Below are 13,278 nucleotides of genomic sequence, written 5' to 3'. Positions count from 1 at the left end.
AATGGATCTACTGGATTAAATCAATCCAGATCGTTTCAACAAAGCTTCCGGTTTAGGGTCTCTGCCTCGGAATCTTCTGTAAAGAATGGATGGATGCTCACTTCCCCCTGCCGACAAAATATTTTTCTTGAAAGAGCTAGCCGTTTCTTTGTCGAATACGCCCTTCTCCAAAAACAATTCAAAGGCATCTGCATCCAAGACTTCCGCCCATTTATAGCTATAATAGCCTGCAGCGTAACCACCTTGGAAAATATGTGAAAAGGATGTGCTCATCAAAGTGCCTTCTACCGCTGCTAGCAAACTTGTTTCCTTCATGATGTCTTTTTCAAAAGCCACTACATCGGTGATGCTTGCAGGGTCTGTACTATGGTAGGCCATATCCAATAAGCCAAAGCTAATTTGTCTCAAGGTTTGAGTCCCTTGTTGGAAATTGGCAGCAGCTTTGATTTTTTCCAGCAATTCTTGAGGAATAGCTTCTCCTGTTTCATAATGCTTGGCAAATAGGTCCAAACAGTCTTTCTCATAACACCAGTTTTCGAAAATCTGGGAAGGAAGCTCTACAAAGTCCCAAAATACGGAAGTGCCGGATAAGGATTCATAGGTTCCATCCGCCAACATTCCGTGCAAGGCATGACCAAATTCATGGAATAAAGTGGTAACCTCATTGAACGTAAGCAAGGAAGGTTTGGATTTCGTTGGTTTGGTGAAGTTGCAGACAATGGAAACATGCGGACGCTTATTGCTGCCATGGAGTTTGCTTTGTCCGCGATAGCTCGTCATCCAAGCCCCGTTTCGTTTGCCCGCTCTTGGAAAGAAGTCGGCATAAAATACCCCCACATGATTTCCCTGAAGGTCTTGGACCTCGTACGTGATCACATCCGGATGGTATTTAGGAATGTCAGTGTTTTCTTTGAATTGGATGTCAAACAACCTGGAAGCTGTATGGAACACGCCATCAATGACATTTTCTAACTTGAAATATGGACGTAAGAGCTCATCATCTACCGCATACTTTTCCTTTTTGAGTTTTTCTCCATAATAGGCTGTATCCCATTTTTCAAGTTGACCCAAACCATCTAGTTTTTCTGCAAATGCTTGTAGTTCTGCCAATTCTTCGATGGCTTTAGGCTTAGATTTATCCAGAAGGTTCCGAAGAAAATCCTGCACATTATCCGCAGATTTGGCCATGCGCTCTTCTAAAACAAAATCTGCATACGTTTTATAGCCAAGTAGCTGGGAACGCTGATGTTTGAGTGTCAGCATGCGTTGGATGTGCTCCTTATTGTCTAATTCATCCCCTTTACAGCCTTTGGTGTTGTAGGCGAGGAATAGTTTTTTCCGTAATTCCCAATTCTCTGCATAGGTCATAAAAGGGATATAGCTTGGGAAAGCAAGTGTAAATGCCCATTTCCCGGCATGCCCTTTTTCTTCTGCCGTTTGAGCAGCCGCCTCTTTGATAGCATCGGGTAATCCGGACAAATCTTCTTCCTGATCCACTAGCATTACAAACTTATTGGTTTCCGCCAGTACATTTTCCCCAAACTTTAAGCTCAATTGTGATAATTCCTGATCGATTGCCCGCAATTGCTCTTTTTCTGCGTCATTGAGTAAGGCTCCATTGCGAACAAAGCCCTTGTAGGTTTTTTCCAAAAGCGTCAACTGCTCGGGAGTAAGGTTCAAGTTTGCCCTATTTTTAAAGATTGGTTCAATCTTCTGAAAAAGCTCAGCATCTAATAAGATGTCATTACTATGGGCCGTCAATAAGGGAGAAATTTCTCTAGCCAATGCCTGAATTTCATCATTGGTTTCTGCTGAATTGAGGTTGTAGAATATACCTGCGATAATACCCAAACGCTCACCTGCCTTGTCTAAGGCTTCAATCGTATTCGAAAAATCCGGCGAACTGATGGATTTAATTGCATTGATTTCCGCTTTTGCCTGTTGGATGGCCTCCGTGATGGCAGGTAGAAAATGCTCGTTTTTTACAAGATGAAAAGGGGCCGTCTCAAATGGCGTCTCAAATTTTTCCAATAATGGGTTCATATACTTCTTTTTTTCTCAGGTCAATGATAAAGTTTTTGAAGGGAAAGGGCAACAAAAAAGCTACTTCCCTCTTGCCTCCCTGAGGTAACAAAAGGAAAGTAGCGATTTGTTCAGCAGCTTGGGTTTATTTCAATACCTGAACGCTGATTTCTGTTGGCTTATCCGAGTGATGATACACGCGGTGCGCCGCCTTGATAAAATCTGCATCATCCGCTTTGAAAATGTTTTCAACGTATTTCTGAGGATTTCTATCGATCAAAGGAAACCAAGTGCTCTGGATTTGAATTTGTATTTTATGACCTTTTTTGAACGTGTGCAATACATCCTGTAATTGTAGCGGCACTTCCGTTACCTGGTTTGGGGTAAATGGTTTTGGATCTGGAAAACTCTCCCGATATCTTCCGCGGATTACCTCCGAGCGTACCATCATGTGGTAGTTGCTCAAATGAGTACCCTGTTGAACGAATTCATTGTCAGGGGTGTCATGAGGGAACACATCCACTAACTTGACAATCCAATCAGCGTCCGTTTCAGAGGTAGAAACTTGGAGCTTGGCAAAAATCTCACCAGCTAAAGTAATATCTTCGGTTAAGACATCTGTTTCAAATACCAGCACATCAGGTCTTCTGGCAGCAAATCGCTGATCATCGGCCATATATTTGCGCGGAGTAAAGTTAAATTTGATATCAGGGCTATGGGGAACAGGTTTCGCTGGGTCAGAAATAAATTCTGATACTTCATATCCTGTAGGTTTTTGCGTAGAAAGCACTCCATTTGCATGTGGGAAATAAGGAGTGGTTACCGCTTCCTTAGGAGGCCAAGTATCAAACTTTTTCCATTCTTTGGTTCCTGTATCGAACAGGTAAGCTTCCGGTAAGCCTGTTTTTCCGTCTCCAGAGCCTTTTAGGAAATGGTCGAAAAAGACTGCCTCCACTTCATTTTGATACCAAAGATTAATATCATCACCGAAATAAATATTGGATACTTTCTGTGCACCACTGACCCGCGCCCAATCTCCATGAGACCAAGGACCCATGACTAGCGTATTGTATGCGTTAGGTGTGTTTTTCTCGATGGTTTTGTAGATATTCAAAGGACCATAGAGATCTTCAGCATCAAACCAGCCCCCTACAGTCATGACAGCGGGCTTGGTGTCTTTGAGATGAGGAAGTAAGTTTCTTTTTTGCCAAAACTCATTGTAATCAGGGTTTTCTTTCAACTCAGTCCAGAAAAAGTTGTCTTCCCCATAATATTTGTCGGCATTTTTCAAGGAACCCATATCCAGAAAAAACTGATAGGCATCTTTTGTACCGGTGTTGACCATTTGATACCATGGCTTGTCAGTAGGGCCGTCATGCTGGTAACCAAATACTGCGGTAGCTACCCAATAACTCAAGAAATAAGCTCCATTATGGTGGAAATCATCGAAGTAGAAATCTGCAATGGGAGCTTGTGGAGATACTGCTTTCAAAGCCGGATGCGCAAATGGAAGGGCTGCGGCAGAGTAAAAGCCCGGGTAGGAAATGCCCCACATACCCACTTTATTATTACTATTGGATAGATTTTTAAGGAGCCATTCGATGGTATCAAAGGTGTCGGTACTTTCGTCAATCTCCTTGCTGTTTTTCTTGCGTTCGGGAAGAGTTGGGCGCATATTGTCATAGGTGCCTTCGGACATCCATCTTCCTCTCACATCTTGATAGACAAAAATATAGCCATCTTTCATGAGTTTTTCCGAAGGGCCTAAGCTCCTCTTCATACTTCCTTCTCCGTATGGGCCGGAATTGTAGGGTGTTCTACTCATTAGGATGGGGTATTTTTGAGAGGCATCTTTAGGGCTATATACCACCGTATGCAACTTAACCCCATCGCGCATAGGAATTTGAAATTCCTGCTTGGTGTAATTTTCTTCTACGTAAGTGGATTGCTGTGCCTGAACTGTCCATTGGGACAATCCAATAAAGCAAATGATTAAAAGGGACTTCAATAGTTTCATAAGCATCAATTTGGATACTCGAATCTATTATTTATCTCAATATCTACCATCATGAAATCTAGGAGCGGTCGTTTCCTATGGCGATTAGCGGTAAGCGAGGATGTAAAATACCAACCAGCCCAGAAAAAGCAGTACATAGCCTGTTCCCACGATAAGGAATGCTGGCTTCCAACCTTTTTTCAAAATTGCAGCAATCCCTGTTGCCAGGCTGAAGATGTACATCAATTCAAATAGGTTTAGTGCTTGCAAGGGATAAATGTATGCTTTTGGCACTTGCTCATAATCTATCAGGCTCAAGATGGATAGGGGGTAGAGGTCCCGCATTTCCGCAATTGTCCAATGCTCAGGGAATAGAATCAAAGCAAACAGTTTGAGTATTTCCGGTATGACAAAAATCACTTCTGCTAACATTACCAAACTCCAAATTCTACCAAAGGATATTTTATAGCCCCAGGCAAAAGAGCCCATCCACAAGAGGAAGGTAGTCAGTAGAAATTTCCAAAGAAGAGAAAATGGAGTCCATAAGTAATTCAGGGTATTGAAGATATGGAAGTAGGTTAAGGTACCGTCTTGCTCTAAAGATTCATAGCCGGGTATGTTTTGTAAAATCAAATCATTGGTCACGAAGCGTATGACCACATAAAAAATTGCCAAAACGAAAAAAAATAGCTTGCGATTGAAATCTAATTGCTCGTCTATTCGTTGGAGGATTGGTGAGGGTTTCATTGGGTGTAGAGAAATTAAATCTTGTTAAAACTAAATTAAAATTTGGATTACCCACTAATTTTGCGTCAAATTTAAAATAAGTATGCAGTACAGCAGGATTTTGCTAACGATTCTTTTTATAGGCTTTCTCGGCTTGGTGTCAGCCCAAAATGCGCCATTGGATGACGTGGGTGAGCCAGAATCTACCTATTTACTGCTGGATAAGGGTTTGCAATTCCGGATTACGGAGAATGTAAATGCTCTTTATAATTATGAGTTCGAAAAAGCGGAAAGAGGCTTTGCTGTCATGCAATACCAATACCCGAATCACCCGCTTCCGTATTTTTTACAAGGTTTGGCGACTTGGTGGAAAATCGCTCCCGATATAGAGAATAAATCTTTTGATAACCGATTCCTGAAACAGATGGATACGGTTATTGATAAAGCTAAAAAAATGTTGGATGAAGACCCTGATAATAAGGAAGCGGCTTTCTTTTTGGCAGGAGCTTACGGGTTTCAGGGCAGATTACTTTCGGAGCGGAAAAGCTGGACTAAGGCAACCTTTGCAGGAAAGAATGCTTTGAAATATCTAAATATGAGTAAAGGGGAGGAGGAGTTAAATCCTGAGTTACTCTTGGGGGATGCTCTTTTTAATTATTTCTCTGTTTGGATACCTGAAAATTACCCTATCCTAAAGCCTGTGGTTGCTTTATTTCCTAAAGGGAACAAAGAATTGGGATTAAAGCAATTGGAAGATGTGGCTCAAAATGCCTTCTATGCGCGGGTGGAGGCACAGTATTTCTTATTTAGACTGTATGGATCTGAGGAAAAGCAACCTTACAAAGCCTTGGCGATCACGGATTATTTGCACGAGAAATTTCCGAATAATCCATACTTCCATCGCTCCTATGCCCGACATCTGTACACAGTGGGAAGGATTACAGAAGCTAAAGATCAGTCTTTGGAGATATTGAAAAGGATTGATGATAAATGGACGGGGTATGAATCAAATAGTGGTCGGTATGCGGCTTTTTATATTGCACAGTTTTATGACCGTGTCAATGATAAACCGAATGCCAAGAAATATTACCTAAAAACCTTGTCCTATGGAGAGGAGTCGGAGAGTCAGGAAAGTGGCTACTACTTATATGCCCTGATTGCTTTGGGGAAGATGGAAAATGAGGCCAAAAATAAGGCTAAAGCGAAAGAATATTTTAATAAAGTCAAGAAATACGCCAAGCGCAAACACCCTGCACATAAAGAAGCGCGAGAATATATCAAAAAGAATAAACTTTGATTCAAAGTTTACGTATAGGGTAGGATGAATTCAGGAGATTATTTGATAAATACCGTTCATTGAGTGGTTACATTCAAAATTCTTTCATGAATCAGATGAATTGACTAAGAATATTTCGTTAGGTACGGCGTTTTTTATGTTCCTACGTTTTAAAATAAATTAAAATTATATTAACTTTGCACAACATAAAATTTTGAAAAATCTGAAATTATGGATAACAGTGTTCGAGTGAAATTTGACAAAATTGATAGGGCTATCCTTGAAATACTTCAGGCTAATGCCAAAATAACCAACGCCCAATTATCAAAAGACATTGGTCTTTCCCCAGCCCCAACGTTGGAGCGTGTGAAGAAACTAGAGCAATCTGGAATCATCAAAAGTTATCATGCTACACTTGACCCTGAGAAAATTGGACTTGGCGTAAGTACATTCGTATTAGTTTCTTTGATCGGTCACAACAAAGGAAACATCGATGCTTTCATGAAGGAAATCAATGAAATCCCAGAAGTAATTGAGTGTCACCATATCACAGGCACAGGTGATTTTATTTTGAAAATCATCGCTAAAGATATCACCGCCTATCAGAAATTGATGTTGGAGAAAGTTTCTGAAATCAAAGAAGTGGATTCTATGCAGTCTATGGTTATCCTATCTACGTTCAAGGATTCCAAAGTATTGCCAATTCCAATGTAATTCTAATATTCAAATCAATTGAAGGGTGGCTAGTTCCACCCTTTTTTGTTCCTATGAAAAACCCTTGGACTACACTTTCCAAACGCCCCATTTACAAAAATGCTTGGATTGATGTTTCCGAACATCAGGTAATCAACCCGTCTGGCAAGCCAGGTATTTATGGCAAAGTTTCTTTTTTGAATAAAGCCATTGGAATCATTCCCGTTGACCAAGATCTCCATACTTGGTTGGTAGGTCAGTATCGATATACCTTGGATGAATATAGCTGGGAAATCCCTATGGGTGGTGGTTTATTAGAAGAAGATATTTTGGAAAATGCCAAAAGGGAACTGAAAGAGGAAACTGGATTGATGGCTGCTCGCTGGACAGAAATTATGCGGATTCATACTTCTAATTCCGTAACGGATGAAGAAGGTTTTGTGTTTTTGGCGGAAGATCTTACGCTTGGTGCTACTGATTTTGATGAAACCGAACAGCTAGAAGTGTGGAAGTTACCTTTGAGGGAAGCCATACAATTGGTTATGGATGGTAAAATTACCGATGCAATTTCCATTGCCGGCCTGCTTAAAGTCGGTAAACTTTTGGATATTTGAGCTTTCATTGAAAGCGTATGTTTGGCGGAAATTTTAAAAACCATTTTCAGAGTACCTTCACCTTAGCGTATCCTGTCATGCTTAGTCAATTAGGACAGGTATTGGTTGGGGTGGCTGATAGTATGATGGTGGGAAGGCTGGGTGCAGTGCCTTTGGCGGCAGCATCCTTAGCCAATAGTATATTTTTTGTAGTGCTAATGTTTGGCATTGGGGTGTCCATGGCCATTACGCCTCTGGTGGCGATGGCAGATGGAAGCAAGTGTTCCAAGCGGATGGCACGCTTATTCAATCATGGTTTTTTGCTAAACATGGGTGTGGGGTTGATGCTGTTTTTGTTGATTGTACTGGCATCTCCTATGCTGAAATACATGAATCAACCAGAAGAGGTGGTGGAGTTGGCTATTCCTTACTTGGCGATAATTACGCTATCGCTGATTCCCTTTATGTTTTTTCAGACCTTCAAGCAGTTTGCAGAGGGCTTATCCCAGACCAAGCAGGCTATGTACATTACCATTGTCTGCAATGGGATCAATGTCTTTCTCAACTGGGTACTGATTTTTGGGAATTTGGGTTTCCCGGCCATGGGACTGAATGGAGCAGGGATCGCAACCTTGATTTCTCGTGTACTGATGGGACTTGTAATGGCTTACTACGTCATGAAATCCAAGCGCTATCAAAACTTCAATTTATCCTTCCGCATTAAAAATCTTAGTTTCCCCATGCTTTCCAAAATGTTGAAAATAGGGGTGCCAACTGGATTTCAGTTTATTTTCGAGGTAGGGGCTTTTAGTACGGCAGCTATCATGATGGGATGGATAGGAGTCAATGCGCTCGCCGCCCATCAGATTGCTATTAATCTAGCGTCTATCAGTTACATGATGGCTTCAGGATTATCTGCTGCGGCTATGGTGAAAGTAGGTAATCAGTTAGGTAAAAAGGATATTAAATCCCTTAGGGAAGCTGGTTTTACAGTTTTTGCCATGGTGGCCATGTTTATGAGTATATCTGCAGTAATTTTTATTATAGGAAAAAACTTCCTGCCTTCCTTGTATATAGATGATGCCGCCGTCATTCAATTGAGCGCCAGTTTATTGATCGTAGCTGCTTTTTTCCAATTATCGGATGGTATTCAGGTAGTGGGTTTGGGTGCTTTGCGAGGGATGGCAGATGTGAAAGTTCCTACGATTGTAACCCTGATTGCCTATTGGGTGATAGGATTGCCGGTTGGCTATGTATTAGCCTTCTATGCTGGCTTGAATGAGTTGGGGATTTGGTATGGCTTGCTGATAGGATTGACTGTGACGGGCATAATGTTGCTATATAGATTCCATGCCCTCAGTGCCAAGTTGCTCAAAGGGAAAGTGCTGCAAGCTAATTGATGGAAAGCTGATTTTTTAATTGAACAAAAATCTATATTTTCAAAGGAAAATCATCAACCCAAGAATGGTGGCCATTCAATCGTAAAGAAAGCAGATTCAATCAAGCTTTTTTGAGTGATGGAAAGCTTTGCCGTTCTTATAAGCTAATCGTATTTACATGAAAAAACTAATCGTATTCTTTTTGGCTGCTATGTGTTGGCAGTCTGTATCAATAGCACAGCAGCTGCATGTATTGAGTCAGCGGGAACAGGCAGCGGTCATTGACCAATGGCTGGAAGAACGCATTCAGACGGTGTTGCCGGCTGTGATGGATCGAGCGGGAATTGATATGTGGGTCATCATCTCCCGAGAGTATAATGAAGATCCTGTGATCCGTACCTTTTTACCTGCTACCTGGCATGCTGCTCGAAGAAGAACCATGCTGTTGATGTACAAGCCCAAAGGGTCTGATCAGGTGGAGGCCTTAGCTGTAGCCCGATACGATGTGGGGAAGTCATTTAAAAAAGCTTGGGATCCAGATACACAGGCAGATCAGTATCAGCGCTTGGTTGATCTGATCGCTGAACGAAATCCTGAGAAAATCGGCATCAATATGGCCAAGGATTATGGGCATGCGGATGGGATCAATTTGACAGAGTACAATTCTTTGATGCAGTATTTACCAGAGCAATTGAAATCTAGGGTCGTTTCTGCACAGAATCTGGCGGTGGGTTGGTTAGAAACCCGTACCCCCTCAGAGATGGCCACCTATAGACATATTCAGGCCATTGCCAATCAGATTATTGCGGAAGGATTATCAGAGCATGTGATTACCCCAGGTGTGACTACGACAGAAGATGTACAGTGGTGGTACCGTGACCGGATTAAGGAATTGAAATTGGATACCTGGTTTCATCCAACCGTGGATATTCAGCGAGCAGACCCTTCCTCCCAGGAGCATATGCGTAATTTTGCGGTGAAGCCTGATGCCGAAGTCATCATGCCTGGTGATATGCTGCATATTGATTTTGGTATTACCTATTTACGATTAAATACAGATACACAGCAATTGGCCTATGTCTTGAAACCGGGAGAGGATGAGGTGCCTCAATACCTTAAAGATGCCTTGAAAGTAGGCAATCGCTTACAGGATATTTTGACTTCCAATTTCAAAACAGGCAGAACAGGAAATGAGATCCTTCGTGAAACACGCAAGCAAATGGATAAAGAGGGAATCAAAGGAAGTATTTATTCTCACCCGCTTGGTTACCATGGGCATGCATCCGGACCTACTATCGGAATGTGGGACAATCAAGGTGATACACCGGGAGCGGGAGATTATCCTTTGTACCCAAACACTGTTTACGCTATTGAGCTCAATGCGGTGGTTTTCTTGAAAGAATGGAATAAAGAATACCGTGTCATGTTGGAAGAAGGGGCGTTCTTCGATGGGGAAAAGGTGATTTACCTCAATGGTAGACAGAAAGAAATTATGCCTATTCCTAGAAAAAGTAATCACTTGAGAAATCATTGATTTATTAATCAATCTTAACTTTTTTCAAGAAAAATACTTTCTAATATGTAGTCACTTAAAAGGCATTCTAAAGATTAGGGTGCTTTTTTTCTTTATAACCTATGAGCAAAAGAAATGCAACAAAAGCAGCAGCCGCACTGATAAGGAAAACGATGGGGAAATTTTCTACTTTATTATTGAATAAAAATCCTGAAACCACTGCCCCAATTCCAATTCCAGCTTCTAAGGCTATATACATAGTGGCCAATGCTCTTCCTCGATAATTGTCCAAGGATAAATCGATGGTCCAAGCTGAGATTGTAGGGGAATTCATGCCTACTGAAGCCCCAAAAATCACTCCTCCCAATAATAGTATCGCTTTGGAACTAGCAAAAGCAATAATGACCATTGCCACTACCATAGAGAACGAAGCTACTTTCATTACAGGAACCCTTCCGTATTTGTCAGAGGTTTTGCCCGCTATTATTCGAATCCCCAAAGAGGCAATCGTAAAAACAGCAAAGAACAATCCCTTATTTTGGATCCCTAAGTGTTCGGAATAATCAGGGATAATGGTCAGTACAGTTCCAAAAGACATCACCGTCAAGAAGAGTATCAAAGAGGGAAATAGCACCCTTTTTTCAATGATTTCATCTCTTTTGAGCTTAATCAAATTGAATTGGAAAGGCTCTTTCTCTTCCACGGTTTCTTTCAGTCTCAATACCACCAACATGGATAAGACCGCTGTAAAGGAAGCAGTGTAAAAAAGAGGATTGATTCCATAAGCACTCCCAATATAACCTCCCAAGGCAGGACCTGCAGCCATTCCCAAGGAACCGAACAAGGATTGTATGCCCATGGCTTCCCCTCTTTTGTTGAAAGGAACGATGTCTGCTACGTATGCGGAAACTCCCGTGGGAGTAAAACCTGTAGAAAATCCATGGACAAATCTCAGCAAAAGAAAGCCAGCTACGCTTGTAATGATCGGGTATAATAAACTTACGATAAAACAGACGACCAATCCAAAAATCATCACAGGAATCCTCCCGATTTTGTCAGCTAACTTTCCTGAAAAAGGTCGGGATAGTCCAGCTGTTAAGGTAAATAGGGAAATAATCAAACCCTTGTAGTCCTCTCCTCCTAGGGAAGTGATATACGCTGGGAGTTCAGGAATAATCATATTGAAGCTCGCAAAAAATAAAAATGAGCTGAGGCAAAGCAACAGGAAATTGAGCGTAAAAAAAGAAGGGATAAATTTCATAGGAGGAGAATGTAACAAGGCTGTCTTTCCGATTCAGAAAATGGATGATTTTCAAAATCTTCAGTCAGCCTTGCCATAGGATTATACATACGTATTAGTTGGACTCATTTGCCGTTTCTTCCTCACTTTGGGCAAGCAAGTAAGCTTTGATGAATTCGCTCAATCCGCCATCTAACACATGTTGGGTATCGGATGTTTCATATCCTGTACGGGCATCTTTGACCAGCTTGTAAGGATGCAAGACGTAGTTACGGATTTGAGAGCCAAAGTCGATTCGCAGCTTGGACGATTCTATTTTTGCACGCGCTGCATTTCTTTTTTCCATCTCCAACTGATAGAGTCTGGATTTCAACATTTGCATGGCACGTTCACGGTTGGCTAACTGAGAACGCTCAATCTGACAGACCACCACGATACCGGTAGGTTTATGTGTCAACTGTACTTTTGTCTCTACCTTGTTTACGTTCTGTCCACCGGCACCACCTGAGCGTGATGTATGCAATTCCACATCAGATGGATTGATATCAATCTCAATGGAATCATCTACTACAGGATACACATAGACAGATGCAAAGGATGTATGTCTTCTTCCGTTAGAGTCAAATGGAGAAACACGTACCAATCTGTGAACACCTGTTTCGGACTTCAAGAAGCCATAAGCTAAGGGGCCATCAAACTGAAGGGTTACAGATTTAATGCCGGCAACTTCCCCTTCTTGTAGGTCCACTTCGGTAACTTTGTAGCCATTTTTCTCTCCCCACATGATATACATACGCATAAGGATAGAGGCCCAATCGTTACTTTCTGTACCTCCCGCCCCCGGGTTGATTTCCAACATGGCAGAAAGCTGGTCTTCCTCGTTGCTCAACATTTTCTTGAGTTCGAGTTCTTCTACCGCTACAAGTACTTTTTTGTATTCAGCCTTGATCTCCTCTTCCGGAACTTCGTCCATGGAGTAAAAATCATACAATACCTCCAAGTCCTGTAGACTGGTATCCAAGGCTTCAAAGGATGTGGTCCAGCCTTTTCTGATCTGGATTTGTTTCATGGTTTTTTCAGCATCCTCCGGATTGTTCCAGAAGTCCGGCTGCGAGGAAACCGCCTCTAAATCTTCTATTTCTGCTTTCTTACGATCGTAGTCAAAGATACCTCCTCAAAGCCGAAACGCGGGCTTTCAAGTCTTTCAACTGGTCTGATGTCATAACTGATTTGATTAATTGAGGTGCAAAATTCGGAAATATTATGCGCTTAACCTAATCCAAGTTTATTCTTCGTAGAGAATCACCAATTGTATTTTGTTGCGCCCTCGGTGCTTGAATGTTTTATACTTAAACTGCCTAATCAGCAAACCCGCTCCCACCAATCCGAGTGAAAGCCCAAGAGAGTTTCCGGCATTTGAAAGATCTCCTTCCTGATAGAGGCTATTGATGCTCGTTGCCAGTAAAAGCATAGCACCTCCTCCTATTCCCAGGTAGGAGAGGTTGTTGATGGTATAATTGCGAGGATCTTTGTTGCGGATATCCACTGCAACGATTTGATTTGGTTGCACCACATTGTCTGTTAGGATAATGGCTTCATGAGTGATTTCCCTGATCACTTCTGTGATAAAAAAGTCGTATTGATCTGTTTTGTAGACAAATTCTTCCCCCACTTCAAATTTTAGGCGGGTCTTTTGGTTATCACCCTTTTGAAGTAAGATGAATTTTTGAGCACTTGCTGCATGCAAAGTCAGGAAAAGTAAACAAAATAAAAGGATACGCTTCATGGTCAGTAATTCTGACCTAAAGATACGAGGATTTGTTAGTGTGCCAATGGATAG

11 protein-coding genes are annotated in these 13,278 nt (G+C 41.7%); 5 read left to right on the top strand and 6 right to left on the bottom strand.

Features of this window, described 5'->3' with window-relative positions:
- Positions 1 to 15: 15 nt before the first annotated feature.
- From IE080_RS08685 to IE080_RS08675, 3 genes are all read right to left on the bottom strand, one after another.
- Positions 16 to 2,043, bottom strand: coding sequence for a M3 family metallopeptidase (locus tag IE080_RS08685; protein WP_189580779.1), 2,028 nt, complete (start codon positions 2,041 to 2,043; stop codon positions 16 to 18).
- Between the two features lie 124 nt (positions 2,044 to 2,167).
- Entirely contained in the window at positions 2,168 to 4,039 is a 1,872-nt protein-coding gene (locus IE080_RS08680; protein WP_229800561.1) for a CocE/NonD family hydrolase, read from the bottom strand.
- Positions 4,040 to 4,123: 84 nt separating this feature from the next.
- Entirely contained in the window at positions 4,124 to 4,765 is a 642-nt protein-coding gene (locus tag IE080_RS08675) for a sulfate ABC transporter permease (RefSeq protein ID WP_189580774.1), read from the bottom strand.
- 82 nt (positions 4,766 to 4,847) lie between these two features.
- On the opposite strand from IE080_RS08675, the gene IE080_RS08670 reads away from it, so the two are divergent.
- From IE080_RS08670 to IE080_RS08650, 5 genes are all read left to right on the top strand, one after another.
- The gene (locus IE080_RS08670) at positions 4,848 to 6,041 is read left to right on the top strand and encodes a tetratricopeptide repeat protein (RefSeq protein WP_189580771.1); all 1,194 of its coding nucleotides are present in this window, start codon (positions 4,848 to 4,850) and stop codon (positions 6,039 to 6,041) included.
- Positions 6,042 to 6,251: 210 nt separating this feature from the next.
- Positions 6,252 to 6,734 carry an Lrp/AsnC family transcriptional regulator gene (locus IE080_RS08665; RefSeq protein ID WP_189580768.1) on the top strand — a complete coding sequence of 161 codons (483 nt, stop codon included), beginning with the start codon at positions 6,252 to 6,254 and terminating at the stop codon, positions 6,732 to 6,734.
- Between the two features lie 53 nt (positions 6,735 to 6,787).
- The gene (locus tag IE080_RS08660) at positions 6,788 to 7,327 is read left to right on the top strand and encodes an NUDIX domain-containing protein (protein ID WP_189580766.1); all 540 of its coding nucleotides are present in this window, start codon (positions 6,788 to 6,790) and stop codon (positions 7,325 to 7,327) included.
- A 17-nt stretch (positions 7,328 to 7,344) separates the two neighbouring features.
- Positions 7,345 to 8,706 (top strand): MATE family efflux transporter, encoded by a 1,362-nt coding sequence (locus IE080_RS08655; RefSeq protein WP_189580765.1) that lies wholly within the window; start codon positions 7,345 to 7,347, stop codon positions 8,704 to 8,706.
- Between the two features lie 157 nt (positions 8,707 to 8,863).
- On the top strand, positions 8,864 to 10,219 hold the full coding sequence (locus tag IE080_RS08650) for a M24 family metallopeptidase (protein WP_189580763.1): 1,356 nt from the start codon (positions 8,864 to 8,866) through the stop codon (positions 10,217 to 10,219).
- Positions 10,220 to 10,286: 67 nt separating this feature from the next.
- Here IE080_RS08650 and IE080_RS08645 read toward each other — a convergent pair whose 3' ends face one another.
- The 3 genes from IE080_RS08645 to IE080_RS08635 form a co-directional block, all read right to left on the bottom strand.
- Positions 10,287 to 11,459: an MFS transporter gene (locus IE080_RS08645; RefSeq protein ID WP_189580761.1), complete on the bottom strand. Its 1,173-nt coding sequence runs from the start codon at positions 11,457 to 11,459 to the stop codon at positions 10,287 to 10,289.
- A gap of 94 nt (positions 11,460 to 11,553) precedes the next feature.
- Positions 11,554 to 12,661 (bottom strand): peptide chain release factor 2 gene (gene prfB / locus IE080_RS08640; protein ID WP_189580760.1). Its coding sequence is split into 2 segments (ribosomal slippage): positions 11,554 to 12,600 and positions 12,602 to 12,661, totalling 1,107 coding nucleotides; the frame shifts between segments, so codons are not numbered across the junction.
- 62 nt (positions 12,662 to 12,723) lie between these two features.
- Positions 12,724 to 13,224: a hypothetical protein gene (locus tag IE080_RS08635; RefSeq protein ID WP_189580758.1), complete on the bottom strand. Its 501-nt coding sequence runs from the start codon at positions 13,222 to 13,224 to the stop codon at positions 12,724 to 12,726.
- Positions 13,225 to 13,278 lie beyond the last annotated feature (54 nt).

Source organism: Mongoliitalea lutea (genome assembly GCF_014652135.1).
Classification (GTDB): Bacteria; Bacteroidota; Bacteroidia; order Cytophagales; family Cyclobacteriaceae; genus Mongoliitalea; species Mongoliitalea lutea.
Note: the sequence above shows the minus strand (reverse complement) of the source record. Positions and strands in the feature narration are given on the sequence as shown.